We start from the raw sequence: 25,177 nt of genomic DNA, 5'->3' as shown, positions 1-25,177 counted from the left end.
ACCCCGCTTAGTTGCGCGTTGTTCTCCGCCACTGACCTGGCGAGGCGCCGACCATTCGCGAGAACACCCGTGTGAAATGGCTTTGATCGGCAAATCCGCAGATCAGGGCGATCTCGGCCAAGGACCTTTCGGAGCTGCAGAGCAATTCCCGCGCCTGCTCGATCCGCCGCGACAGCGCCCACTGATGCGGCGTGACGCCCGTCGTGCTCTTGAACGCATGGATGAAATAGCCACGCGAAAGCCCGCACGCTTCGGCAAGCTCGGCGATGGACATGTTGCCGCCGGGATGGGCGCGTAGAAGTTCGCCGGCAAGCGCCATCTGCTTTTTGGACAACAGCGTGCGGCGACCGTCCGCGGGATGCGCGACGCCGCCGTAGCACTCGAACAGATAGACGCCGACCGCGATCCCAAGCTGGTCGACGAACAGCGGGTTGGGGTTGCCGCTCTTCTCCATGGCCGGCTGCGCGGCGCGTAACAGGTTTGTCAGGATCGGATCGTTGCGCTCGAACACCGGGCACAGTTCGCCCCGATTGTGCCAGCCATGTTCGTCCGACAATTCCAGCAAGAAACTGCGCGACAATTCCATCAGCAGGAAGTCAAACGCGCCCTGCAGATCGGCGCGGTATGGGTCCGCCAGATTGCGGACGTAGACCGAATGTTCTGCAAAGTCGTGGGACGTGGTCCGATTGGCGTGGAACAGGCGCCGCCGATGGCCGCGCGTCTGCGACACGCCGACGAGGAAACCGCGATTGTCGCCGTCGGTCGCGATCTGCCCGAGATTGCGATCATCGCTGCTCTTGCGGAAAAACTTGATGCCGGTGCCGGAAAGTTCCTGGCTCTTGCCCAGCTTCTTCATCGGACAGCCGAAGATGTCGATCTCCGGTTTGACCGGACCACGCGCCAGGTGACCACTCTCGCTAAGCATACTGTGCGCCCCTTTTGGTAGGCGCCGCGCATCATTAAAATGCGAGCGGACAGGCGCTGCCTGACGCCGCCAAGATGCGAAACGCAGGAGGCGAGAACAACTGGCCATTGGTGGACCGCACCTAGCCTTAGGTCTAGTTCGTCGCTTCGGGCGACGATCGCATGGCCGGCAACGGCAACAGCGGGCTTCGCGTCGGCGACAGCTGCACCGAACTTTTATTCAAGACCGCGGCCCGCGACAGCCATAGCTCTGAGCACAGGCCGGCGTGGCCATCGCCGCCCCGGCGAGCACCGGCATCACCATCCAGGACGCCCACTCTCATGACCTCAGCGCCCACCTGGAACACATCTCGCCGCGCACTGCTGATCGGGGCATCCGCCCTCGGCGTCGCCACCGCGCTGCCCGCCGCCGCCCCGGCGGCGGGCGATCGATTGTCATCTTCATCCCTCCCTCGAAACCGCAAAGCGATCCACCCCATGAGCACGATCACCACCAAGGACGGCACGGAAATTTTCTACAAGGATTGGGGCACGGGCCAGCCCATCGTCTTCCACCACGGCTGGCCGCTGAGCGCCGACGACTGGGATGCCCAGATGATGTTCTTCCTGGCCAAGGGATATCGCGTCATAGCCCATGACCGTCGCGGACACGGCCGTTCCACCCAGACGTCCACCGGCAACGACATGGACACTTACGCGGCCGATGTCGCCGAACTGGTCACGGCGCTCGGACTCCGCGATGCTATTCATGTCGGGCATTCGACAGGCGGCGGCGAGGTCGCGCGCTATGTGGCTCAACATGGCAAGGGGCGCGTGGCGAAGGCAGCGCTCATCAGCGCCATCACGCCGGTAATGTTGAAGTCCGATAAAAATCCCGACGGCCTGCCGATCGAGGTCTTCGATGGCTTTCGCTCGGCGCTTGTTGCCAACCGCGCTCAGTTCTACCTGGACGTCGCGTCAGGTCCGTTCTACGGCTTCAATCGTCCAGGTGCCAAGATATCGCAGGGCTCGATCACCAACTGGTGGCGTCAGGGCATGATGGGCGGCGCCAAGGCGCATTACGATTGCATCAAGGTGTTCTCGGAAACCGACCAGACCGAGGATCTGAAGAAGATCGACGTGCCGGTTCTCGTCATGCACAGCGAAGACGACCAGATCGTGCCGTTCGCCGCCGCCGGGCCGCTCGCCGTCAAGCTGCTCAAGCACGGCACGCTGAAAGTCTACCAGGGCTTCCCCATGGCATGCCGACCACCAATGCCGACGTGATCAATGCCGACCTGCTGGCTTTCATTAAAGCCTAGAAGACCAATGATCGAGCCGATCGGCACCTCACGCCGATCGGCTCGAAGCAAATAGCGCGGATGACATAATCCCTCACGCGCCGCGGGCCGCTCACGATTCGTGAGAACGCCCTGAAACTGGGAAGAGCCCGCGCTTCAGCGCTGTCAGTCTGGCGCCGTCCGCCACGGATTGGGCTTCTTGCTCTCGAAATTTCGCTTTTCTGCTAAATCAGAATGCCGCACACAGGAAACAGGGGCTTGCAGAAGCCGCTGATTTCGATGGGATTTTATCCACTACTTTGCGGCTGGCGGAGGGAGAGGAGCTGGGGTCGAACCTTCTCCGCGTAAATCGGGGTGCCAGCGGTCGACCAGCGTCCACCGCCACTTCGCGAACTGAGCGAGAAGATCCGGCCTCCCCGACGGAGGTACGGTTCAGATCCATCCGACAAGGTCCGGTATTGGCCGTGTGCGAAAGGCCCTCAACCTATCGCTACTCAAACCCTCCGGTTGCCTAGGAGTGATTCCTGCCCCCTCGTCCCACAGCCCCTCGCACCCAAATGCGAGCGAGAGCTGGCCCTAGGCTGACGCCTCCTGCCGGACAGCTCGGAGAATCGCAAGATCTAATCCGCTGCAGACCCACGAAAGCTTCAGCAAGATCTCGCAGGCGTCTCTCAGTCACAATATTTTGTGCCTGAGTAAGTCGCATCGCCCCTCGTCAAACCATCGAAGCAAAGCCTCATCGCGAGCCAAGATCAAAGTAGCTCGCCACTCGGCTCGTCGACCTCCGGCATCACGATGATGGTGACCCCGCCCTGCCGGCTGGCTACAAAACCTTTATCAAACGACGTCAGCCAGTGATTGACCATGAAGGTCGACGCTCAATCCGTCGAGCGCCAGATCATTGAGTTCGCCGCCCATCGCCTTGATGCTTTCCTCGCTTATCAATGACATCAGTTCACCGCGCAGAGCGAGGAATTCCGGCGACATCATCATCGACTGCTGCCGCGGTCGCTCGAGCGGAATCTTGATCTCGGCCTTGATCGTGCCCGGACGCGCCGTCATGCAATAAACGCGATCCGACAGGAAGATCGCCTCGTCGATATCATGAGTGACAAACAAAACGGATATCTTGAGACGCTGCCACATATTGGTGAGGATCTGCTGCATGATAACCCTGGTCTGCGCATCGAGAGCGCCGAAAGGCTCGTCGAGCAGCAGCACTTTGGGGCCCGTGGCGAGCGCACGGACGATGCCGACGCGCTGCTTCATGCCGCCGGACAGGCTGTCGGGATACTTGTTCTCGAACGCCGTCAGGCCGGCGAGGCCGAGCAGCGTTCGCGCCGCGCGATCGCGGCTGGACTTGTCGAGGTGCTTCATCTTCAAGCCGAACTCGACGTTGCCTTTTACGGTCTTCCAGGGGAACAGCGAGTATTGCTGAAACACCATGCCCCGATCGGCGCCGGGGCCATCGATATCCTTGCCGTCCAAGGTCACATCGCCGCCGGTCGGCTTGAGGAACCCGGCAACCGCGTTGAGCAATGTGGACTTGCCACAGCCGGACGGTCCCACGATCGACACGAACTCACCGGGATCGACATGGATGGACGCGCCGGAGACCGCCTCGACGGGCCCGTCCAGCGTGGGATAGCTGAGCCTGAAATTGCGGACGTCGACGAACCCTCTGCTTGGAACGGGGGCAGCGCTCACGTTACTCATGTTCGGCTCCATGGCATCAAGAGGCGGCCGAGGCCACGGATCAACGCACTCGATCCGAGGCCGAGGATGCCGATACAGATCATTCCCAACGCAATGTCGGCGTACTGCACCAGTGAATATGCTTCCCACGTAAAGTAACCGATGCCGAACTGTCCGGAGATCATCTCTGCGGCGATCAGTGACACCCAGGCAACACCCATTCCGACGGTCAGGCCGGTGAAAATGTGCGGCAATGAGGCGGGGAAGTAGACCTCACGAAAGATCGCGAGTTCGCGGGCACCGAGGCATTGTGATGCTCGTACCAGCACTGGATCGACCAGCGTCATGCCGTGCAGGCTGTTGACAAGAATCGGAAAGAAAGCGCCGAGAAATGTGATGAAGACGATGCTTTGCTCGTTGCTCGGCCACAGCATGATCGCCATCGGCACCCAGGCGATTGCCGGAATCGGGCGCAGGATTTCAGTGATCGGAAACAGCACCTCATGAACGAGCTTAAACCGGCCCATGATCAGTCCGAGCGGGACGGCAACGAGAGCGGCCAGAACAAAGCCGAACAGAATGCGACGGCAGCTCAGCAGCACGTGCATCAGGAATTTGCTGTCATGCGCTGCGCGGGTCATGCTCTCATACACCGCTGCGGGGGATGGCACGTTGGTAAAACGCACGAAGAATACGACCCGATGGGTGGTGAGCAGGTGCCACGCCAGCAGGAACAGCAGCAGCGACACCGCACCGATTGACACGGCGCGCAGTCCTCCGCGGTTAACCCGGTACCAACGCGTGAGATAGGGGACAGGCGCCGGCGCAGCTTCAGCTGGACGGACGTGTGCTGCCTCCCGGCGCGCAGCCGCCGTGGCGAGATCTGGATATATGGCTGCCTGCTCGCGCTGTCGGAGGGCGGTGCGCACCATCTAACCTCCACTGACGGCTGATTTGAGAGCCTCGTCGAAGTTGAGCACCTTGCCCTTTATCTTGGTGGCGTAGGCCTCGGCATCCTTCTTCAGCAAGAACGGGGCGATCTCGCCCTTCTCGGTACCGACGGCAAAGTAGGCCTGGTCGGCGAACAGCTTGATGCCCCGCGCTGTATCGAACACGTAGGCAACATTGACTTTGCGGCCCTTGGCCTTGAGATCCGCATAGGCTCCAAGGGTGCAGGCGGCACTGCTGAAGGGCTCGATCGCCCCGCCATCCACCCAGACCTCCCCGGCCGTGCGGGGATTGCTGATCGGCTTCTTGCAGAACGCGTCGTCACCCTTGATCTCGTAATTCTGCGCGCTCTTGAGCTGCGCCTCATAATCAATGTTGAGCTCGGCAAAGGCCTTGCGCAGGTAGCTGTCGTCGACCCACTTCTTCGGATCGAACTCCTTCACGCGGCCCTGCGACTGCAGCACCTTGAGATCGACTGCCGCGGCATCGATCAGCGCCGGCTTGATCGTGGGATCGGTCGTCATATTACCGCCGGGACCAAGAAAGATGTAGACGACTTCCTTGTTGATGCCGGTCCATTCCTGGATCTTCTCGGCGGCCAGCTTCGGATCGGCGCGCAGCCAGGCGTTGGCGGCAATGACCGCCTTCAAGTAGGCCACCACCACTTCCGGATACTTTTCCGCAAAATCGGTGCGCACCACCACGCCGTGCCAGGTCGGCAAATTGGTCTCGACACCATCGAAGATCTTTCGCGCAAAGCCGCGAAACGGCAGCAATTCGGCAAACGGCACGAAGTCGGCGTGACCGTCGATCTTCTTTTCCTGCAGGTTGGTCGAGCCGACCTCGGGACTCTGGCTCACCAGCTGGAAGTAATCGGCCGGCCAGCCTTTGTCCTGCATCGCCTTCAGCACCATGCCGTGGGCGGCGGAGCCGAAGGGGACGCTCACCAGCTTGCCCTTGAGATCGGACAGCTCATAGTAGGGCGAGTCCTTATGCACGACGAGGCCGTTGCCGGAACCGTCCAGGCTGTACGCGGCCACCGCGATCAACCTGCTCTTGCTGTCCGGATTGCTCTCAAAGGTGAAGCCGTTGACGACCAGCGGATAATCGCCCATCGCGCCGAACTGCAGCTTGTTAGCCATCATGCCATTGGTGACTGGCGGCCCGGACGTGAAGTTTTGCCACTCGTATTCGAATTTGATGGAGGCGTATTTGCCATCCTTCGGCATGTACTTATCCATCAGCTTGAGCTGACGAATGATCACGCCGGTGGTCGCGGTGTTGGTGGTGGTGTCCTGGGTACCGATACCGATCGTCACCGTGGTCTGCGCATCTGCCCTTCCGGCGAGCAGCAACCCGATCGCGGTCAGCGCCACTGTGGATAGTGCGCGAAACTTCAGATTGCCAACCATTGGAGCCCCCGGTGGTGATGCGCTTGGGTGTCTAACCCCGACTTCGACATCCTTTGTCGATCCCGGCCACCGAGCAAACCTCCTCGTGTGGAAGCGGTCGATTAGTTGCCGTAAAAGGACCTAATGCTTAGTCCTTGAGCATCCGGACGCGGCCAAGCCGTATCGAGAGGCATGGATCAGTCGCCCAAACCCTTCATCTCCTGCAACAAATCGGGGCGTCGCACGACAATTCGGGATTTGCGGGAGGTGACGATATCCTTTTCGTGCATCCGCTTGAGGCTGATCGTCACCCACTGGCGCGTGGCGCCGACCATGTGCGCAAGATCCGCATGGGTGAATGCCGAGGCGATCAGGATGCCGTCTGGGTTGTCGACGCCGTACAGTTCGACAAGGTGCAGCAGCAGATGCGCAAGTCGTTCGGTGATCGACCGTGTGCCCAGCATCTGCGCCAGCGCCGAATAGCATTTGCCCTTGAAGGCCAGCCCCTCGATCAGCCCGATCGCGAGGTTGGGGACCTGCACCACCAGCGCGCGCAATTCCCTGCCCGGCAATTGGACGACGCTGCTGTTGCTGGTGGCAACGCCCGACCATTGATGCGCGCCGCCGCCGAATACTTCGGGGCCACCGACGAAATTGCCGGGATGCCAATAGGCCAGAGTGATTTCGCGGCTCGACGGTGCGGTGTAGAAAACCCGGATCCGGCCGGTCTCGATCAGGTAGATGCCGTCGTGCCGGGCGCCCTGGTTGAACAGCGTCTGACCGCGGTACAGCACCTTGCGCCGCCCCTGCTTCAGGACCGTCTCGCGTTCGGACGGCGACAACGATTCAAAGAACGACGGCGGGCCGCCCAGCGCCCCCGCACTTTCCGTCAACAGCAGCGACTGACCGCCACCACCTGCCGCCGCCGCATGCGCCGCCATTTTCTTAGTATGAGCAGACGCCGCAGTATTAGTTGCATTAAGTTGCATCGTGCGCTCCAGACCTTGAAACCAGTCTAAATGCGCAGCAAGCCTTGTGCCAATCCAAATCCAGCCGATTCCGTGACAGGCGCGACTACGTCGGAGCGAGATCGAAGCACATCAATGCTGTTGTGCGTCGGGCGCACCTTCGACCAGGCCAAGCAGAAACGCCCACGGGTAAATCCCGCGCGCATGGCCGTCGGAGAACGAAAGATTGATGGCATAGCCGCCGACCGGGGCCACGGCGGTGATCGCAATACCTTCAAAGCGGTTCGGAAACGCGCCATCGATCCGCGCGCGCAGGCAATGCGCGCACTTGCACGCGAGGCGTAATCGCTCGGCGCCCAGCCGTTCGACATCGCCGGCTGCCGTGGTGACCTCGAGAAAGCTCAGGTCATCGCTCACCGCGATTTGTGTCGGCACAGCGCCAGGTTTGGCGACAAGCGTCGCCGGCAGATCGATCCGGGTCATCAGAAGTCTCCAATAACTGCATACGATCACGCCGCCCATCCGCTGCAGAGCAATTAATTGCGGACGAAAATCTCCCATCAGGGGGAAGATGCCGGCAATTCCTTGCTTGTTCTGCTGGCGAACGGAGAACCATCTTGCCTGGCGTTGGCAGGCTTCCCGCCGTGCCAACGAGAGTTTGGCATCATGCTCGCACGCCTTCGGCAATACTCCGCCGCCCCTTACTGGACCCAGCACCCCGCGCTGGGAGTTCTGCTCTGTGCTTTACTTGGGGCTGTGGCTTCGGCCATGGCGACCGTCGCCGGCAGCGCGGTCGCGTGGGGTCTGTTGCTGGGGCTGGGCGCTGCGTCACTGGCGCCGCCAGCCCGCGCATTTTTGCCCGGAATCGGTTTTGCCGGCAAACATCTCATGCGCACAGGTGTCGCCCTGCTCGGATTTCAGATCTCGGGGGCGACGCTTCAGGTCCTCGATATCACGACCATTGTGATGCTCGCTGCAAACGTCGTCATAATCCTGTCGATCGGCTGGGCGCTGGGCGCGCTGCTGGGGCTGAACCGCAACCTGTCGCTGGTCTCGGCCGCCGCCGTCGCCATCTGCGGCGCATCGGCGGCGGCCGCATTCGCGATTGTTCTGCTGCGCGACGACGCCGACAAGCGCGATGTCGCCTGCACGATCGGCGCCGTGAGCATCCTGTCTTCGATCGCCCTCCTGGTCTATCCGCCGCTGCTGGCCGTACTTGGCCTCGACGCCGGCAACGGCGGAATTCTGCTCGGCGGTACGATCCACGAGGTCGCGCACGCGGTGGCAGCAGGTTACAGTATCGATCCCGCGACCGGCGAGGTGGCGACCGTTGCCAAACTGCTGCGCGTGGCCATGCTGGCGCCTGCCGCGCTGCTGGTCTCCATGTTACCGGTGCGGGGCGCGGCGCCTTCCGCCGTCGACAAGGCGGCGGTGCCTCTGCCACCGGCGTTCCTGATCGCCTTTGTCGCGTTCGCTGCGCTCACGATTGCGGGGGCGGTGCCGCCCGCAGCCACCGCCGTCGCCGCACCGCTGTCGCGCTTTCTGCTGGTGATGGCCGTTGCGGCGATCGGCCTTACTCTGCCGTGGCGGGCAATCCAGTCGTTCGGGTGGCGGCCCCTCGTGCTGTTGCTGCTGTTGTCTCTGGTGCTGCTGGCGAACGTCACGATTTTCCTGATGCTGCACCGCTGACACGCTGCCGCCCGGCCGCCGCGCATTCTTTCGCTGCGCTGACAACTAATTGCTATCGCCCCCGACACCTCCGCCTATCCTGACCATCGCGCCATTCGAACGGATGGACGGAACCTGCTCCTCATCAGGCGAAGGATCGAACGATGGCAATGGACGAAATTCTGGATGGCCTCTCGGAGGTGTCCTGCGACGTGCTGGTGATCGGCGGCGGCACCGCGGGCCCGATGGCCGCGCTGAAGGCCAAGCTGAAGAATCCAAAGGCCAATGTGGTGCTGCTGGAAAAAGCCAACGTGAAGCGGTCCGGCGCCATTTCGATGGGCATGGATGGCCTCAACAATGCGGTGATCCCCGGCTACGCGACGCCCGAGCAGTACACAAAGGAAATCACCATCGCGAATGACGGCATCGTCGACCAGAAGGCCGTCTACAAATACGCTGAAAAGTGCTACTCGATTATCGAGGAACTCGACAGCTTCGGCATTCGCTTCCTCAAGAACGAGAACGGCGACTACGCCGTGAAGAAGGTGCACCATATCGGCACCTACGTGCTGCCAATGCCCAATGGCGAGACGGTCAAGAAAGCGCTCTATCGCCAGTTGCGTCGTGCCCGCATCCTGATCTCGAACCGCTACATGGCGACGCGCCTCCTGAAAAGCGGCGACGGCCGCATCGCCGGCGCCGTCAGTGTCAACACCCGCACCGCTGAAATCCTGGTGATCAAGGCCAAGGCCGTGATCCTGTGCATGGGCGCGGCCGGCCGCCTCGGCCTGCCGACATCCGGCTACATGTTCGGCACCTACGAGAACGCCGCCAATTCGGGCGACGGCTACGCGATGGCTTATCACGCCGGCGCCGCGCTCGCGAACCTCGAGTGCTTTCAGATCAATCCACTGATCAAGGACTATAACGGTCCGGCCTGCGCCTATGTGGCGGGGCCCTATGGCGCCTTCACCGCCAATAACGAGGGCGCACGCTTTATTGAATGTGATTACTGGTCCGGCCAGATGATGCTGGAATTCTATAACGAGCTGCAGTCGGGCAAGGGCCCGGTGTTCCTGAAGCTCAACCATCTGCACGAGGACACGATCAGCGAGATCGAAACCACCTTGCACAAGGTGGAGCGGCCCACGCGCGGCATTTTCCACGAAGGCCGCACCACGGATTATCGTCACGAGCCGATCGAAATGCATATCTCCGAAATCGGCTTCTGCTCCGGCCACAGCGCGTCGGGTGTATTCGTGGACGAATTTGCTCGCACCACGGTGCCGGGCCTTTACGCGGCCGGCGACATGGCCAGCGTACCGCACAACTACATGCTGGGCGCCTTCACCAACGGTTCGGTCGCCGGCGAACATGCGATGGAGTATGCCGACAACGTCGATTTCGCGACGTTCGACGCAAGCGACGTGGCGATCGAGCGCGACCGCGTGATGGCACCGACCAAGCGGGAGGACGGCATCCCGCCCAACCAGATCGAGTACAAGGCGCGACGCCTCGTTAACGACTACCTGCAGCCACCGAAAGTAACAAGGAAGTTCGAGATTGGCCAGAAACGACTCGGCGAAGTTCGCGACGACATGGAAACGCAGATGATTGCGCGCAACTCGCACGAGCTCCTGCGCGCGCTGGAAACCCATTCGATCCTCGACTGCGCGGACATGGCCGCGCATGCCTCACTGTACCGCACTGAAAGCCGCTGGGGCCTTTACCACCTGCGCACCGACTACCCGGAGAAGAACGACGCCGACTGGTTCTGCCACACGCTGTTGAGCAAAAAGGACGGCAAGATGAGCAGCGAAAAGCGTGCCGTCGAGCCCTACATCGTCCCGATCGCGGACGACGAGAAGGACCTGTATGATAAGCAGCGCGTGCGTGCCAGCGCCTGACGTCCGCAACAATTTCAAGGATTCAAACGATGCCCCTCGCCAGTTGTGAAACCTCCGTTCCGGTCGTCGTCGACGACGCCAAATGCATCGCTGACAAGGGCTGCACGGTTTGCGTTGACGTCTGTCCGCTCGACGTGCTGCGCATCAGCGACATGACCGGGAAGGCCTATATGGCCTATGACGAATGCTGGTACTGCATGCCGTGCGAAGCCGACTGCCCGACGGGTGCCGTCAAGGTCAATATCCCCTATCTCCTGAGGTGAATCATGGCCGATCCGTTTGAATCCTACGACGACCTCGACGACATCGACGATCGCCTGCATGCCGCCGATGCCGGTGAGCGGCGCGTGGCGATCATCGCGCTCGGCCATTCCGGCGATCCGGCAGCCGTCGCCCACCTCGCGGGCATGATCGACGATCCCGACGCCGGGGTTCGCCAGCAGGTGGCGCTGGCGCTCGGCGAATTCGACGGTCCCGCCGCCGCCGCCGCTCTGGCCAGGGTGGTCGTCGATCACGAGCAAGCCGTCGCAACAGCCGCAGCAGACGCGATGGCCGAGCTGAAGGACTCCGCCAGCGGCGACGCCATCCTGCCGCTCGTCGCCCATCCGCATGCGTTCGTGCGCATGGCGGCGCTGCGGTCGCTGAAAGAATTGCGTCGTCCGGATTCGCTCAAGCCAGCGCTCGAAGCACTTCACGATGTCGACGCCTCGGTGAGGGTGCAGGCGATCGGCGTGATCGGATTTCTCAAGCTGGAGGAGGCCATCCCTGCCTTGACCTCGGCGACGTCGGATGCCGATCCACATGTCCGCCGCGCCGCCGTCAGCGCGCTGGCATTCTCGCATATGAAACCCGCGACGGAATCGATCACCCGCGCGCTGTCCGACCCCGACTGGATGGTCCGCGAAATCGCGGCCGAGACCCTCGGCACCAATATCAACTGCATGCAGGCCGCGGATGCGCTCATTCTCGCCATTGCGGACGACTACTGGCAAGTGCGCCTGAAGGCGGTACGCAGCCTCGGCAAAATGAAGATCGCGCGCGCCGTGTCCGCGATCGGCGCGTGCATCGGTCACGCCCAAGCCAACCTGCGCAAGGAAGGCGCGGCGGCACTCGGTGAAATCGCCAATCCCGCTGGACTCAAGTTCCTCGAGCCAATCGCCAATGACGCCGACCCCGAGGTCCGAAAGAACGCGCGCTGGGCGATGCAGCGCATCCACGCCAATCAGAGCGCGACCGGATCCTGACCGATCACCCCTGGTTACGCTGCGAACTCGCAGCGCAACTCTAGCTGATCGCCTGCTGTTCGAAGGAACGCCGGCTTTCGGTGCGAATGAGGTCTAGGCACTCTTTTTCAAGCCGATGTAGGCGCTGTCCAGCACGACTTCGCCGGATCGCGGCCGCGGCAGGTCGATACGCAGATCGCGCAGGATTCGGCCGGGACCGGCACTCATGAGCAAAACCCGGTCGGCCAGGAAGATGGCCTCGTCGATGTCGTGGGTGACGAAGACGATGGTGGTGCTGACCTGCCCCCAGAGCGCCAGCAGACTCTCCTGCATGACAATCCGGGTTTGCGCATCGAGCGCACCAAACGGCTCATCCATCAACAGCACAGCCGGCCGGTTGGCCAGGGCGCGGGCAATTGCGACGCGCTGCTGCATGCCACCCGACAGCGTGTGTGGATAGGCATCGGCGAACCGGTTGAGGCCGACCATGGCGATTAGGTCGTTGGCGATCGCGGTCGCTTCCCTGGCCGTCTTGCCCAGCATGCTGGGCCCGTGGGCGATGTTGCTGCGCACCGACTTCCAGGGAAACAGATGGGGCTGCTGGAACACCATGCCTCGGTCCGGGCCCGGTCCCGTCACCGGGACACCGCCAATTCTCACCTGGCCGGAATAGGGCGTCTCGAACCCTGCGATCGTATTGAGGACGGTGGACTTACCGCAGCCGGACGGGCCGAGCAGGCAGACGAATTCGCCACGCCTGATCTGGAACGAGACACGGTCGGCCGCAACGAGCTGACCCTTCGCCGAGTCGAAGACAATGCTGACGTCGTCGACATCGATTTCCAGCACCGCAGACGCCGTGCTGTCTTGAACCTTCAGGGAGTTAGTGACCAGTTGCAATGTCATCGCCACCATACCAGACGCTGGGTCAAGGCGGCGAAGCCGCGATCAGCCAGGAAGGAGACGGCCCCCAGCGCGACGAGGCCGCCCATCACCTGCCCGGTCTGCAGGTTCTGCTGGGCAATTTCGATGCGGTACACGATCCCGGCCAGCGACCCGGCGAGTTCGGCGGCCACCAGTGTGTAGAAGGAAATGCTGACGGCGTTCCGCAGGCCAACCGCGATATAGGGCAAGGCCCCGAACAGGACGATCTCACCGAGCATGCGGCGCCGGGGCGTACCCAGCATCAGCGCCGCGCGAATGAGGCCGCGATCGATCTTCTGCACGCCGATGTGGGTGGTTAGCCAAACCGTGAAGAACACGCCCCAGAACACCAGGAAGATCTTTCCGGTCTCGGACAACCCGAACCACAGGATCACGATCGGTACGAAGGCTATCGGTGGGATCGGCCGCAGGATATGGAAGATCGGGGAAAACAGGCTGGAAAACAGCTGGAACTGACCGGTCAAAACCCCGAAGACGACGCCGACAGACGCCCCGAGAAGGAAGCCGGCCACGACCCGATAGACACTGACCGCAAGGTCAATGGCGAACTGGCCGCTCTTGATCCACTCGACCATCGCCACTGCGACCACCGAAGGCGGCGGGAACAGCACGATGTTGACGATGTGGGAACGCGAAACCAGCTCCCAGACGCCGAAAAACAACGGAATCGACAATATCGAGATCGCCGTATTGAGGCGCTGCGCTTGCCCGCTGGTCATCGCCGATCTCTAGCCGCCGCGCTGGCCGGAGTAGGTCACGCGGGTCGGATCGAGCTTCTTCAGCGGACCAGGCTCCAGCACCTTGAGAAAGTCCGGCATCGTTGCGCCCGGCGGATGATTTCCGCTCGCGAGCCGCCAGGCCGCATGAGCCTTGAGAATGTCGATCTGCTTGTCGTCCAGCGTGACCTGATAGACATAGTCCGTCCAGATCGGTGCCAGTTCTTCGCGCTTGATCCCAACGGCCTTTGAGACGACCGTGATCGCCTCCTCCGGATTGGACTTCATCCAGGCTTCCGCATCGAGCATGGCGGCCAGGAATTTCTCAACCAGAGGGCCGTTCTTTTCCAGATAGTCACGCATCACGACGATATTGAACGTCTCCGAATAGATGCCCTTGGTGTCGATCTGCGCCACGTCCGGTCCCAATGTCTTCTTGGCATTGGCAATGTGCGGCTCCCAGGTATCGAAAGCATCGATGCTGCCGGCCACCAGCGCTGGCAGCATCTCCTGCGGTCGCAGGTTGACCAGCGTGACATCCTCCTTCTTCAACCCGGCACTCGCCAGCAACGCCAACGTATAGACCTCGCTTCCGGTCCCGGCGGTGAACGCAATCTTCTTGCCCTTGAGGTCGGCCTTGCTCTTGACGCCCGCCTTGCTGGCCACGATCGTCTTGAGGTCGGAATATTCCATGCGGGCGAGGAAGGCGATCGACTGACCGGCCATCGCCGCCGCCGTCACCGGGGCCTCCGCCGTTGTGGCAATGTCAGCACCGCCACCGACCACGGTGTCGAGGCATTGCTTCCCGGAGGTGAAGTTGCTGACCGAGATATCGAGCCCGCGCCTTTCGAAAAAGCCTTGCTCCCTGGCGACGATGACGACGCCGGAGATCGGACCCAAATTCTGGGCGAGCCTTGCCTTCAGCAATTCGGCAGACGCCGGATCCGGTCGAAAGACCGACGCAAGCAAGATCGCAGCAGTGAAGGCGGCCGTTCTGACGTCCAACATACGAAGCTCCGGACCATTCGAGGTTTGGTAGGCGGTAAGCTAGTTCACCGCCAAAAATGCCAAAGCAATTAATCGACACCGGCCGGTCGAAGCAGTGACGCCGACTGGCAAAAGCAGTCGCCGGCACGCCTGGCGATGCGGCACGACACGTTCGTTCCAGAGCCGCAGCATGTCGTGGAACTATTGTCCCGTGGCTGCGACCTGTCGTTCGAACGTGCGCCCGAGCGTCCGCACCAGGCCATCAGCCCCTGAGCGTGCGACGAAGCAAAGTGAAGAGCGCAGGCCGTCGGCGCGAGCCTTGCCGGGAACGGCCACTGCGCACATGTCCAGCGGATTGACGAAATAGGTATAGGTGCCCATCGCAGTATTGAGCGCCATCGGGTCCGCCAGCATCTGATCGATGGTGAACACAGTCGGCACGGTCGGCACCACCATGGCGCTGCATCCCTCGAGCAGCAGGAGTGCTTTGCGCTGCAGCGCCTTGATCGCATACAGCGTCTCGAAGGCGTCCATCGCGGTGTATTTGAAGCCGGGCTCGACCGCAGCCCAAACCGCCGGATGAATGGCGTCCCGATGGTTTTCGACGACGTCCTTGTAGTCGATCAGGCGTTCCGCGACCATGGCGCTCTGAAAGACCAGACGGCCCGCCGCCTCGAACAGCGTGAAGTCGATGGGCCGCAACTGGTGCCCCATCGACTGCAGCAGCGCGAGATTGACCTCGTACGTCCTGCGCGCTTCCTCATCGCCGAAGAACGTCATCTGGTCCGCACGCGGAACAGCGATCGTCAGCGGCTCCGACGGCCGGGCCTGCAGGTCGATGGCATCCGCATCGCTGCGGCTGAGCGGGTCCTCGACATCGAATCCGGCGATGTGTTCGAGAATTTCGTAAGCCTCGTCGCACAGTGTCGTAAACACCGGAATGCAGTCGAACGAACGGTTATTGTATAGCAGTCCACGCGAGCTCACGAGACCGATGGTCGGCTTCAGGCCAATGATGCCGTTGCAAGCCGCGGGCACCCGCCCCGAGCCACCAGTGTCCGTCCCGAGCGAAAACGCGACGATACCACGCGCCACAGCGACCGCAGAGCCGGAACTGGAGCCGCCAGGAATGTAGGCCGGGTTGATCGCATTGCGGCACAGCGGCTCGGGGCTTCGGGTCCCGTTCAGGCCGGTGGCGAACTGGTCCAGCGTGTTCTTGCCGATCAGGACCGCGCCGGCGTCCTCCAGGCGCGTGACGGCAAAGGCGGAGTCCTCCGGCTTCAATTGCAGCGCCGCACAGTTGCTGGTGGTGATCATCCCGGCAACGTGAATGCTATCCTTGACCGAAAACGGCAGGCCGAGCAGAGGCAGATTTTCACCGGCATCGGCCCTGGCTTGCAACTGCCGGGCCCGCTCGGTGGCCTGCGCCGGCGGGACGAGCGAGGTGAATATGCCATCCTCCGCGCAGGCTTGCGCGCGGCGGCAGGCTTCCTCGACGATCCTATCGGCCGATACGCCGCGCGCCAGTGCCGAACGAACTGAAGCAAAACTGAAGTCGATCAACGCGAGGTCCATGTGGAATTTCCTTGGGCAGGCTGCCGCACATATTGCGATTTAATTGATCATGGCGAGGGTCGCCGTAACAACGGCAATGGTCATGGCGACGGCGAGAAGCGAGAGCGAAATCGAACGATAACAATGGCGCGGTCCATAGGAGAAGGCGAACAGGCCAAGCGCACAGCCCGCTGCCGCCGCCGGCGCCATCATGAGGCTGATGCGCGCGACATGCAGCGAATAAGCTCCGTGCGCGGCGGAGAGAACGACGCCAAACCCTGCGCTCATCGCGATGAAGGCAATTAATGTGGCGCGCGCCGCGATCACCGGCATGTTGCTGCCGAGCAGGGAAACAATCACAGGCGGCCCGCTCAGACCCGTCCCGCCATTGAGGCAGCCCGACAGGAAGCCGATTAAGGCCAGATTCGAGGGGTTCTCGGCCATGGTTTCCCGCATCCCCCGCCAGGCTCTGAACGTCGCCGCCCCGACCGCCAGAGCGACGGCAAGACGCATCGGGTTTGCCGGCATCAGAGACAAAACGCCGATGCCGAGCGGCGTGCCGATCAACGACCCGAGAGCCAGCCATTTGAGCACGCTCAGATCCACGTTAACCTGCTCGCGCGGCAAGGTCGAAAGCCCGATCAGGCACTCCAGCGGGAAGACCGCAGGCACCGCGATAGCCGGAGAGACCACGATGGTCAGGATCGGCATCGCCGCCAGCGCGAAGCCGAATCCCGAGTAGCCGCGAACAATTCCTCCGAAGATTCCTGCGATGAAAATGACCAAAAGATCCCGCTCAATCGATATTTCGATCATCAACTGGTGGCCGAAAACGATCTGCCCATGGCGGAAGAACGCATGTCCCTCCCGGCGGAACGGTGGGATACTTCCATGGCAAAAAGGAGCAATTAATTGTCAGGCCGGTCGCTAAAGTCGTCGTGCCGGCGTCAGGCACTCGGATCAATGGCCCGCCTCGCGCCTCAACTCGGCGATGTCGTTAACGACCATCGTTGTCGCGTGCGCAGTAATGACGCCTTCGTCCTCCAGACGATTCAAGGCAAGGCTGATCGATTGCCGCGTCGCTCCGATCATTCTTGCTAGGTTCGCTTGTGTAATACGCCCCAACGAGACCGAGTTGCCGCCCAACGTGGCGGCGTTCTCGCACAGATTGAGGAGCAACAGGGCCAGCCGCTCGCCGACTTTCTGGCCGCCCAGCATCTGGGCCAGCGCGGAATAGGTTTCGCCCTTGAATCCAAGGCTTTCGATCAGCGCTACGGCGAACGCCGGTGACAGCCCGATCAGCCTGCGGATGGCGCCCTGATCGAGGTGCAGCGCCTCGACCCGCCCCAGCGACCTTGCCGACCAACTGTGGCGGTGATCGCCGAGCACATAGGGTGCGCCCACAAAGTCTCCCTCATGCCAGGTTGCAAGCATCAATTCGCGGCCGTGTTGGCCGGTAAAGGTGCTCTCCACCACACCGCTCAGGATGATATAGATGCCGTCACCGGTTTCACCCTCACGCAGCAGATAGTCGCGATTCTCGTAGGTGAAGACGGCGCCCGTCGACATGACCAGATCGAGATCGGGCCTGGCCAACGCCTTGAGCAGGTAACGATCAACCCTCACATCGCGCGCATCGCCAGGACAAGCGGCTCCATGGGCCAGATTGCCTGCGTTGCGAACCATACGTTCTCCAGATCAGCGTGATCGTCCGAAAGGCTATGAACTATCCCCCCACTTGGCAAGGCGGAGCACGTCGTCGCGTGCCCCGCCCGATCGATGTTTCCGGCGATTACTTGCCCAGCACTTTCTCGACATAGCCGGGCACAATAAAGGCCTCAAAGTCCTTGCGCGGCAGCAGCTTGGGCAGCCTTTCCTGCTTTACAAGAAAATCGGCGGTCGCCAGCAACGTATCGACAAACTCACCCTTTTTCGCGGACGTCCCGAGATAGGGCGCAGTCAGTTGCTTGTCGCACGCAACCATCGACGTCCCTTTCATCATTCGCGTTGCATCCGCGATCGGCAACGAAAGCTCGTCAGCGATGATTTCGGCGGTCTTCTCCGGATTTTTCAGCCAGAAATCGATCCCCGCGCATTCCGCCCTGACAAATTTAACGACATAATCTGGGTACTTCTCGGCAAATGCATTCATGACCACACCGATGTCCCACGTCGGGTAGCCTTTCCGGAGCATGTCGCCGGAGGTGATCAGGATATTGCCGTCGTTCTTGACAGTCTTGTCGAGATTGGGCTCCCAGAACCACGCGGCGTCGAGGTCGCCGCGGAGCCAGGCAGAGGCGATGTCCGCCGGTGGCAGGTCCAGGATCTTCATCGACGATGGATCGACGCCTTCCTTCTTGAGCGCCTGCAATAGAAGGTAATGGGTCGTCGAGCCGAATGGCGCTGCGACCGTCTTGCCTTTCAGATCCTTGAGCGACTTGATATTCTTCGAAGTCCGGACAACCATCGACTCGACGTAGTCGAGCATGTTGAGCACCAGGATGCCCTTTATCGGCAGCGCGCGCGTGGCGCCGATTGCAGTCGGCGGATTACCGAGGCCACCGAAATCGACGTCGCTGCCAGCGATGGCCCGCAGCATATCGCCGCCGCCGCCCACCTTGACATATTTGATCTCGACGCCCGGCATCTCCTTGGCAAGCAAGCCAAGGTTCTTGGTGACGAGCTGCGCGTTGACCAGGTTGAGATAACCGACCGTCACTTTGGTTGGCTTGTCGGCCGCGAATGCCGCGCTGGTCAGAACGGCCGTCGCAGTGGCGAGTGAAGCGAGCAGTCTCTTCATCGTTCTCTCCTGAAATACGGGGACGTTTTGCACCGGGCCACCTCCCCTTTCGGCGGCCCGGAATTTAGCTAAGCGAGCGGTAAGTCCAGGGCATCAACACGCGTCCGACACAGCGCATCGCGAAGTCCAGCGCGACGCCGGTGAGCCCGAGCACGATGAGGCCCATGATAACGATGTCGGACATCAGGAACTTGGCGGCATCCCAGATCATCCAGCCGATGCCGGCGGAGGCGGCGACAATTTCCGCTGCAACCAGCACGGTGTAGATGAAGCCCAGTGAGATCCGCATGCCGGCAAGGATCATCGGGCCCGCGGCAGGCAGGTAAACCTCGAACACCAAGACGCGTCGCGTGGCACCGAGCGATTTGGCGGCCCGTACGTAAATCGGATCAATCGTCGAGACGGCCTGAATGGTCGAGATCACGATGCCGGGCAATCCCGCTAGGAACAGCAGCGATAGTTTGGATGTCTCGCCGATACCCAGCCACATCACCAGCAGCGTGTAGAGCCCGAGCGGCGGCAGCGGCCGGTAGAATTCGATCAGCGGATTAAGCAACGATCGCGCATCGCGCGACACGCCCATCAGCACCCCCAAGGGGATCCCGACCAGGCAGGCGAGCGCGAACGCCACCAGGATGCGGTACAGGCTGGCGCCAATGTGCTCCATCAACGTCGAGCCTTGATAACCGCGCGTCAGCGTTTTGACGAATGCCGCCCAGACCGACTGCGGTTTCGGTAGGAACAATTCGTTCGCCCAGCCCATCTCGGTGACCAGAACCCAGGTGCCGAGCAAGACCGCAACCGACAGGGACGACAGCAGGAAGGACCGCGACACCTGCGGCATTCGCAACCGGCCAGGGCTGTTGGTGCGCGGCCCGCTCAAGGACGCTCCAGGATCCGCCATTACATCCGCAGCCCCAGCACTTTCATGATGGTCAGCGCGTAGATCTTGGTCGCCATCACCGCCTTGGTGATGGAGATGTTCTCGTTGTCGACCGCCCAGCCATCTTCGCCGGGACCGAAGGTCACCGCATTGATGCCGGCCTCGCGAAAGCGGATCGTGTCGTTGAAGGCGTTCTTGCGGTTGACCCCGGGCTCGCGGCCCATCAGCTGGCGGTAGACCGCACGCAGCGACTTGCAGGGTTCTTCCTCGATCGGTACCGGTTCGGTGGCATTGACGAACAGCGAGCCCGGCACCTGCCGGACATCGACGCCGATCTCGTTATGGCCCGCGAACGTGTCGCGGGCGGCCTGCTCGATGTCGGCAATCACGCTGGCCAGCGTCATGCCCGGCACGATGCCGACCACGGCCAGCGTGATGGTGCAGGCATCCGGCGAGAATTGCATTTCGCCAGCCAGACCGCCGCGAATTCGCACAACCGAACAGCAAGGCGGGGTGTGCCCCATGAAGCCGGCCGGCACGTGGGTAAACGCCATCGCCTTCAACTGCGGCAGCAGCCGGCTGGCCTCGGTGATCGCATTGATGCTGATATCGGGACGCCAGATGTGCGATTTGATGCCTTTGACCGTGACCTCGATCAAGCAGTGACCAGAATTAGCCACCGACAGATTCATGCCCCAGTCGTCCGCCACATCGCCCCACGCGGTCGGCTCCGCAGTGATTTCATAATCTGCGGTGAGGCCGACCTGCTGCAACATGTAGATGGAGCCTTCGGTCCCGTTGCGCTCCTCATCGACGGTGTAGCAGCACATCAGCGTGCCATCGAGGACGACACCGGCCTCGACCAAAGCCTGGACTGCGAGCAACGATGCCGCCAGGTTGCCGCGCGTGTCCGACGTTCCCCGCGCATAAAGCAGGTCGCCATGTCGTGTGGCCTTAAACGGATCAAAGTCGGTCATGTGCCACTTTTCCGGCTCCACGACCGGATAGGTGTCGAGATGGTCGTTGATGATCAGCGAAGGCGCCCCGTCCCGTCCCTTCAGAACGCCAAGCACATTGGGCCGATGCGGCTGCGCCGAATGCTTAGTGACCTCCATCCCGATTGCTTCCAGCTTACCGGCGACTAGCATCGATATCGCTTCTTCCTCCGCCGGCGGCAGATCAGGATCGAGCGGGTTGCCCGAGCGCGGCTGACCGGTACGGATCAGCTCCGTCGTCAGTTCGAGCCACCGCTCTTCGGTGATCCGCGACAAAACATCGGCTTCCATAGAGCTGAGGATAGGGGGACCGTCATATTCATGAGCCATTCGACCAGCAGGACGCCGAAGGGCGTCACAGGAGACCACGCATGTCTCAATGCACTCCGCATGCCACCAGCATCGCCGCGCGGTTTGTGCAGGATTGTGTCCGAATTCCAATGCCTTAAACCCGTTGCAAGGAATGCAAATTTTTGCGCTTGAACTCACGTTTGCCAACCGAGCACCACCGGCTGCGCTTGGTAGGGCGATCTACCGGCAACTCTCCGGCTTTTGACGCGGGCGACGCGTCAATCCAGCCAACCCGCCGTATCCCGAGACGCGGTCGCGGCCTGCAAGCGAAGGAGGCACTGATAAAACCACGATTTTGATACCGTCGCGCTGCGGCGTGAAGGTCGGCGATAGGCCGATAGAGCAGCCGCCCACGCAAAGCATCAGCATTCGTCCATCAACTGTTATGGAAGATTCAATGCTGTGGACGGTCGTGAATTCTGTGAATGCAGCTCGCCATCTTCACAGACCACTGCGTCCACCGAACGCCCCCTGCGCTTGTAACATTAGCAGTCTGCTGAAAAACTCAATTCCGCCGCAGTTCGATTCCGTTCCAGACTCTTTTAGATTCCGTTTTGTTCACGGTTTTGACGCCCGGCGCCGGAGTTTTTCAGCAGACTGTTAGAGCTCGCTAACTGGATGGCAGCTTTGCGTCAGAAGCGACCGTATGAAACGAACGACCGTTGTCCCTCATGGAGGGGGTCTACAATTTTCTTGCGGCCGTCAATAACATTTGATTTGGACCTTCCCACCCGGTGGCCGTTTCATATCGACTGAGAACTTGCTCCATATCCGCCCATGCGGCTTCAGCCTTAACGCCGTCAAGGCTCTTCAATATCTCGACGATCGGCCCCGCCGATGTTCGTACGAATTTCATGTAGTCCTTGACGGTCGGGAGGTGAAACGGCGCTGCAACGCTGGTGGTCGCGACCTCGCGGAATCCCGCCCCCTTGAACAGGTCATCGATCAGGCCGAGCTTGCCGAGACTGAGCAGTCCGCCGGGCTGAAACGGATCGCGCGGCGGCAGGCCGGCGTGCCCGAGCGCCGTCGACATCAGCGTCGTCACACAGGGATTGGCCTGGGGCGACCCGAACACCATGGTACAGACGCCGCCACCGGGTTTGAGCACCCGCGCCATTTCACGCAATCCCTGTAACGGGTCGCCGAAAAACATCAGGCCTAGCCTGCACACCACCGCATCGAATCTGGTGTCCTCGACCTGCAAGTTCTGTCCGTCCGAAACGCGCGTCTCGACGTTGCGATGACCCGCGGCAGTAGCCTGCTGCGCTGCGAATTGAATAATCTCGGGCGATAAATCCGTGGCCAGCACGTAGCCGTCTGGACCAACCCGCTCGGCGATATCAAGGGTCTGGTCTCCGGCGCCGGCGGCCACATCGAGGACATGGGCGCCGGGTTTAACGCCGGCCATTCCAAGCATGGCCTGCGTCGCCTGCTGCAGCCACGGCCGAATGACGGCGCCGGAGTCGCGCCAGCCCCGGGCCGCCTGGTCCCACTGCGCGCGCATCGCCGCCGTGGCAACATCAGGGTCGACGGAAAACTCTATGTTCATGGCACGCGCTTTCGAACTCGTTTCAGATCGGATTATTCAGGTTTGATGTTGCCGTCGCGGACGATAGCTTTCCATTTGCTTAGCTCGGTCTGCAGATGCGCCGCGAACGCGTTCGGCGAGCCATTGATCGGCGTATATCCAAGCCCTGCCAACCGATCCCGCACGTCCGGCAACGCCATGATCTGACCAATTTGCCGATGCCTGAGTTCGACGATGTCGTCAGGCGTTCCCTTCGGCAGCAATATCCCGTCCCAGAATCCGACCTCGTGGTTCGGTATGCCTGCCTCCTCCAGCGTGGGAATGCTGGGAAATTCTGGAGCGCGCGTCTTGTCGGCAATTGCGAGCAAACGAAGTTTGCCGTCGCGCACCAGCGGGGCAACGATCGGAAGGGTGAGGTGCAGAATCTGGGTGTGACCGGCAACCGTTGAGGTCACGGCCGGAGGCCCGCCCTGGAACGGGACGTGCACGACGTCGAGCCCGAGCGTGTGTTTGAATAGCCGCTCGCTTGCGAGATGCGGCGAAGAACCATAACCGGGCGAAGCGTAATTGTACTTGGCGGGGCTCGCATGCACCAGCGCAACAAGTTCCTTGATGGTGGTAGCGGGCACGGACGGGTTGACCGAAATCGTTTCGGGCGCCGCGACCAATAGTGTGACCGGCGTAAAACTGTCGGGAACCTCGTAGGCAAGCTTTTCGCCGATCGCGGGCTGAACGACGAAGTTCTGATTGACGATGACCATGGTGCAGCCGTCCGGCAACGCCTTGGCGGCCGTCGCGGTGCCGATCATCCCGCCGGCGCCGGGGAGATTCTCGACATAGAACCGCCCGCCCGCCTCGGAGAGCTTTTGCGCCATGATTCGCGCGATCACATCGTCTGGCGACCCCGGCGGGTATGACACGATCATTTTGACGGGCTGCGAGCATTCAGCCCTTGCTGGCTGCGCGACGGCCGACGATACGAGGGCGGTCGTCACCACCCCCAATATCAGCGGGTGTACAAGGCTCTTCATCTCGATCTCCCGGATATCTAGGCCGCCAGGGAACGCCTGTTGGCGTCCTCATAAAAAGCCTAGACGTCCAATGCCACCGTCGTAAGCCGCAGGATTGCGGTCCCCCGCCGCAGAAGTGCATAATCGCACCATGTTCGATTGGAACGATTTGAAGTATTTTCTCGCCGTGGCCCGACACCACAGCACGATCGCCGCCGGGAAATCGTTGGGGCTTAGTCAATCGACGGTACAGCGGCGCTTAGTCGAACTGGAGCGCGCGATCGGGCAGCCGCTGGTGAAGCGTCACCCGTCAGGCTATCGCCTGACAAAATTCGGCGAGGAGTTGTTACCCCACGCCGAGCGCATCGAAGCCGCGGTGACCGACTTCGAACGGCGGGTCAACGATGAGGCCAACGACCTGACCGGTGTGATCCGGGTGACTTGCCCAGAACCGATCATCGGCCGCATGACTAAATCCGCCCTCATCGAGCGCTTCCAGACCCGCCATCCCAAGCTTCGGATTGAATTTGTAACGAGCGACCGATACCTCGATCTGTCGAAGGGCGAGGCCGATGTCGCCTTCCGGTCCGGCGATACCGACGACGAACTTGTCGGCCGCAAGGTCGCGGATTCGATCTGGGCGGTCTATGCGAGCCGGGGTTACGTCGAACAGCACGGCCAGCCTACGACGGTGAATGACCTACCAAATCATCAGCTTGTCGGCTTCGATGAAACGCTCAGCATGCACCGCGCATCGGTATGGCTGCGGAACGTGGCGCCGGACGTCAAGATGTCGGCGCGCACGAACAGCGTGTTGGGTCTTATCTATGCCGTGAAGTCGGGATTGGGCCTTGGGCCCCTCCCCGCGTCCCTGGGCGACGCCGAACCCGATCTCGTACGCGTGCTCGGCCCAATTCCGGAGCTGTCTCGAAGCTGGCGCCTGCTGGCGCATCCTGACCTCCGTCAGGTCCCGCGTATTGCGGCGTTCTTCGATTTCATTCTTGCAGAACGCGAGTTGGTGAAATCCATTTTGGCCTGACCGATCGAAATGAGAGTGACGGGATGAGACCCGACCGTCGGCTATTTGTCCCGATGCCTCATATTACTGATGGCCGCTGGAATTCGCCGCCAATAAGGAAGGCGCATCAGAGGTGGCGCCTAACTCCCGTACTCCGCATCAGCCGCAATGTCCGAAGATGGCACTTGGCCCTTCACCAAATGCCCGCTCCGCGCCAACTCCGGTCGTTCGCTCATCAGACGTTATGGAATGGCTCATCGACGGCAAAGGACGCGTTAGCTGAGCGTAGAATAAGTGTTCCTAAGAGGCCGACATTCCGCTCTAGAAGGCTCTTTTCCGGCGCTTTCAACACCAAATCATGCCGCGTTTCGCGAGCATGAGATCGG

21 protein-coding genes and 2 pseudogenes are annotated in these 25,177 nt (G+C 61.5%); 6 read left to right on the top strand and 17 right to left on the bottom strand.

All coding sequences use genetic code 11. The features are described 5' to 3' along the window. Positions 1-7 precede the first annotated feature (7 nt). Positions 8-925: a helix-turn-helix domain-containing protein gene (locus tag ONR75_RS03605; RefSeq protein WP_265081417.1), complete on the bottom strand. Its 918-nt coding sequence runs from the start codon at positions 923-925 to the stop codon at positions 8-10. Positions 926-1,401: 476 nt separating this feature from the next. Here ONR75_RS03605 and ONR75_RS03600 point away from each other — a divergent pair. Next, positions 1,402-2,225, top strand: a pseudogene (locus ONR75_RS03600) (alpha/beta fold hydrolase). An 816-nt stretch (positions 2,226-3,041) separates the two neighbouring features. Here the strand turns inward: ONR75_RS03600 and ONR75_RS03595 are convergent. From ONR75_RS03595 to ONR75_RS32700, 5 genes are all read right to left on the bottom strand, one after another. Then, positions 3,042-3,932, bottom strand: a complete 891-nt coding sequence (locus ONR75_RS03595; protein WP_413776435.1) for an ABC transporter ATP-binding protein — start codon at positions 3,930-3,932, stop codon at positions 3,042-3,044. Then, complete coding sequence (locus ONR75_RS03590; protein ID WP_265081415.1) at positions 3,917-4,831, bottom strand: ABC transporter permease; 915 nt, start codon at positions 4,829-4,831, stop codon at positions 3,917-3,919. The genes ONR75_RS03595 and ONR75_RS03590 overlap by 16 nt, the downstream gene beginning before the upstream one ends. Further along, positions 4,832-6,259 carry an ABC transporter substrate-binding protein gene (locus tag ONR75_RS03585; protein ID WP_265081414.1) on the bottom strand — a complete coding sequence of 476 codons (1,428 nt, stop codon included), beginning with the start codon at positions 6,257-6,259 and terminating at the stop codon, positions 4,832-4,834. Positions 6,260-6,435: 176 nt separating this feature from the next. Continuing rightward, a complete protein-coding gene (locus tag ONR75_RS03580; protein WP_413776434.1) occupies positions 6,436-7,227 on the bottom strand; it encodes a Crp/Fnr family transcriptional regulator in 792 nt (263 codons plus the stop codon). 111 nt (positions 7,228-7,338) lie between these two features. Next, complete coding sequence (locus ONR75_RS32700; RefSeq protein ID WP_413776433.1) at positions 7,339-7,893, bottom strand: gamma-butyrobetaine hydroxylase-like domain-containing protein; 555 nt, start codon at positions 7,891-7,893, stop codon at positions 7,339-7,341. 81 nt (positions 7,894-7,974) lie between these two features. On the opposite strand from ONR75_RS32700, the gene ONR75_RS03570 reads away from it, so the two are divergent. The 4 genes from ONR75_RS03570 to ONR75_RS03555 all read left to right on the top strand — a co-directional run bounded on the left by ONR75_RS03570 (position 7,975) and on the right by ONR75_RS03555 (position 12,025). Then, a complete protein-coding gene (locus ONR75_RS03570) occupies positions 7,975-8,895 on the top strand; it encodes a YeiH family protein (RefSeq protein WP_265081413.1) in 921 nt (306 codons plus the stop codon). A 143-nt stretch (positions 8,896-9,038) separates the two neighbouring features. Continuing rightward, a complete protein-coding gene (locus ONR75_RS03565; RefSeq protein WP_265081412.1) occupies positions 9,039-10,781 on the top strand; it encodes a fumarate reductase/succinate dehydrogenase flavoprotein subunit in 1,743 nt (580 codons plus the stop codon). Positions 10,782-10,810: 29 nt separating this feature from the next. Further along, positions 10,811-11,044 (top strand): ferredoxin family protein, encoded by a 234-nt coding sequence (locus ONR75_RS03560; protein WP_265081411.1) that lies wholly within the window; start codon positions 10,811-10,813, stop codon positions 11,042-11,044. Positions 11,045-11,047: 3 nt separating this feature from the next. Beyond that, on the top strand, positions 11,048-12,025 hold the full coding sequence (locus ONR75_RS03555) for a HEAT repeat domain-containing protein (protein ID WP_265081410.1): 978 nt from the start codon (positions 11,048-11,050) through the stop codon (positions 12,023-12,025). Between the two features lie 40 nt (positions 12,026-12,065). On the opposite strand, the pseudogene ONR75_RS03550 reads toward ONR75_RS03555, so the two are convergent. From ONR75_RS03550 to ONR75_RS03500, 11 genes and pseudogenes are all read right to left on the bottom strand, one after another. Further along, a pseudogene (locus tag ONR75_RS03550) lies at positions 12,066-12,910 on the bottom strand (ABC transporter ATP-binding protein). Further along, on the bottom strand, positions 12,907-13,668 hold the full coding sequence (locus tag ONR75_RS03545; RefSeq protein WP_265081409.1) for an ABC transporter permease: 762 nt from the start codon (positions 13,666-13,668) through the stop codon (positions 12,907-12,909). The pseudogene ONR75_RS03550 and the gene ONR75_RS03545 overlap by 4 nt, the downstream one beginning before the upstream one ends. A 9-nt stretch (positions 13,669-13,677) precedes the next feature. Then, a complete protein-coding gene (locus ONR75_RS03540) occupies positions 13,678-14,673 on the bottom strand; it encodes an NrtA/SsuA/CpmA family ABC transporter substrate-binding protein (protein WP_265081408.1) in 996 nt (331 codons plus the stop codon). A gap of 180 nt (positions 14,674-14,853) precedes the next feature. Then, entirely contained in the window at positions 14,854-16,227 is a 1,374-nt protein-coding gene (locus tag ONR75_RS03535) for an amidase family protein (protein ID WP_265081407.1), read from the bottom strand. Between the two features lie 39 nt (positions 16,228-16,266). Further along, positions 16,267-17,022: a sulfite exporter TauE/SafE family protein gene (locus ONR75_RS03530; protein ID WP_265081406.1), complete on the bottom strand. Its 756-nt coding sequence runs from the start codon at positions 17,020-17,022 to the stop codon at positions 16,267-16,269. A gap of 144 nt (positions 17,023-17,166) precedes the next feature. Next, positions 17,167-17,892: a Crp/Fnr family transcriptional regulator gene (locus ONR75_RS03525; RefSeq protein WP_265081405.1), complete on the bottom strand. Its 726-nt coding sequence runs from the start codon at positions 17,890-17,892 to the stop codon at positions 17,167-17,169. 106 nt (positions 17,893-17,998) lie between these two features. Then, the gene (locus ONR75_RS03520) at positions 17,999-19,006 is read right to left on the bottom strand and encodes an ABC transporter substrate-binding protein (RefSeq protein WP_265081404.1); all 1,008 of its coding nucleotides are present in this window, start codon (positions 19,004-19,006) and stop codon (positions 17,999-18,001) included. Between the two features lie 64 nt (positions 19,007-19,070). Beyond that, complete coding sequence (locus ONR75_RS03515) at positions 19,071-19,850, bottom strand: ABC transporter permease (RefSeq protein ID WP_265083522.1); 780 nt, start codon at positions 19,848-19,850, stop codon at positions 19,071-19,073. A gap of 59 nt (positions 19,851-19,909) precedes the next feature. Then, positions 19,910-21,175: a M20 family metallopeptidase gene (locus ONR75_RS03510; protein WP_413776487.1), complete on the bottom strand. Its 1,266-nt coding sequence runs from the start codon at positions 21,173-21,175 to the stop codon at positions 19,910-19,912. A gap of 742 nt (positions 21,176-21,917) precedes the next feature. After that, positions 21,918-22,784 carry a class I SAM-dependent methyltransferase gene (locus tag ONR75_RS03505; RefSeq protein ID WP_265081402.1) on the bottom strand — a complete coding sequence of 289 codons (867 nt, stop codon included), beginning with the start codon at positions 22,782-22,784 and terminating at the stop codon, positions 21,918-21,920. Positions 22,785-22,816: 32 nt separating this feature from the next. Further along, positions 22,817-23,794, bottom strand: coding sequence for a Bug family tripartite tricarboxylate transporter substrate binding protein (locus ONR75_RS03500; protein WP_265081401.1), 978 nt, complete (start codon positions 23,792-23,794; stop codon positions 22,817-22,819). A 130-nt stretch (positions 23,795-23,924) separates the two neighbouring features. Between ONR75_RS03500 and ONR75_RS03495 the strand changes: the two genes are divergently transcribed. Beyond that, positions 23,925-24,812 (top strand): LysR family transcriptional regulator, encoded by an 888-nt coding sequence (locus ONR75_RS03495; protein WP_265081400.1) that lies wholly within the window; start codon positions 23,925-23,927, stop codon positions 24,810-24,812. The last annotated feature ends 365 nt before the right edge of the window (positions 24,813-25,177 follow it).

This window comes from Rhodopseudomonas sp. P2A-2r (assembly GCF_026015985.1).
GTDB lineage: Bacteria > Pseudomonadota > Alphaproteobacteria > Rhizobiales > Xanthobacteraceae > Tardiphaga.
Note: the sequence above shows the minus strand (reverse complement) of the source record. Positions and strands in the feature narration are given on the sequence as shown.

Coding starts and splice junctions, on each gene's coding strand:
- ONR75_RS03605 (WP_265081417.1), bottom strand. CDS start 925: ATGCTTAGCGAGAGTGGTCACCTGGCGCGTGGTCCGGTCAAACCGGAG.
- ONR75_RS03595 (WP_413776435.1), bottom strand. CDS start 3,932: ATGGAGCCGAACATGAGTAACGTGAGCGCTGCCCCCGTTCCAAGCAGA.
- ONR75_RS03590 (WP_265081415.1), bottom strand. CDS start 4,831: ATGGTGCGCACCGCCCTCCGACAGCGCGAGCAGGCAGCCATATATCCA.
- ONR75_RS03585 (WP_265081414.1), bottom strand. CDS start 6,259: ATGGTTGGCAATCTGAAGTTTCGCGCACTATCCACAGTGGCGCTGACC.
- ONR75_RS03580 (WP_413776434.1), bottom strand. CDS start 7,227: ATGCAACTTAATGCAACTAATACTGCGGCGTCTGCTCATACTAAGAAA.
- ONR75_RS03570 (WP_265081413.1), top strand. CDS start 7,975: ATGGCGACCGTCGCCGGCAGCGCGGTCGCGTGGGGTCTGTTGCTGGGG.
- ONR75_RS03565 (WP_265081412.1), top strand. CDS start 9,039: ATGGCAATGGACGAAATTCTGGATGGCCTCTCGGAGGTGTCCTGCGAC.
- ONR75_RS03560 (WP_265081411.1), top strand. CDS start 10,811: ATGCCCCTCGCCAGTTGTGAAACCTCCGTTCCGGTCGTCGTCGACGAC.
- ONR75_RS03555 (WP_265081410.1), top strand. CDS start 11,048: ATGGCCGATCCGTTTGAATCCTACGACGACCTCGACGACATCGACGAT.
- ONR75_RS03545 (WP_265081409.1), bottom strand. CDS start 13,668: ATGACCAGCGGGCAAGCGCAGCGCCTCAATACGGCGATCTCGATATTG.
- ONR75_RS03540 (WP_265081408.1), bottom strand. CDS start 14,673: ATGTTGGACGTCAGAACGGCCGCCTTCACTGCTGCGATCTTGCTTGCG.
- ONR75_RS03535 (WP_265081407.1), bottom strand. CDS start 16,227: ATGGACCTCGCGTTGATCGACTTCAGTTTTGCTTCAGTTCGTTCGGCA.
- ONR75_RS03530 (WP_265081406.1), bottom strand. CDS start 17,022: ATGATCGAAATATCGATTGAGCGGGATCTTTTGGTCATTTTCATCGCA.
- ONR75_RS03525 (WP_265081405.1), bottom strand. CDS start 17,892: ATGGTTCGCAACGCAGGCAATCTGGCCCATGGAGCCGCTTGTCCTGGC.
- ONR75_RS03520 (WP_265081404.1), bottom strand. CDS start 19,006: ATGAAGAGACTGCTCGCTTCACTCGCCACTGCGACGGCCGTTCTGACC.
- ONR75_RS03515 (WP_265083522.1), bottom strand. CDS start 19,850: ATGCCGCAGGTGTCGCGGTCCTTCCTGCTGTCGTCCCTGTCGGTTGCG.
- ONR75_RS03510 (WP_413776487.1), bottom strand. CDS start 21,175: ATGGAAGCCGATGTTTTGTCGCGGATCACCGAAGAGCGGTGGCTCGAA.
- ONR75_RS03505 (WP_265081402.1), bottom strand. CDS start 22,784: ATGAACATAGAGTTTTCCGTCGACCCTGATGTTGCCACGGCGGCGATG.
- ONR75_RS03500 (WP_265081401.1), bottom strand. CDS start 23,794: ATGAAGAGCCTTGTACACCCGCTGATATTGGGGGTGGTGACGACCGCC.
- ONR75_RS03495 (WP_265081400.1), top strand. CDS start 23,925: ATGTTCGATTGGAACGATTTGAAGTATTTTCTCGCCGTGGCCCGACAC.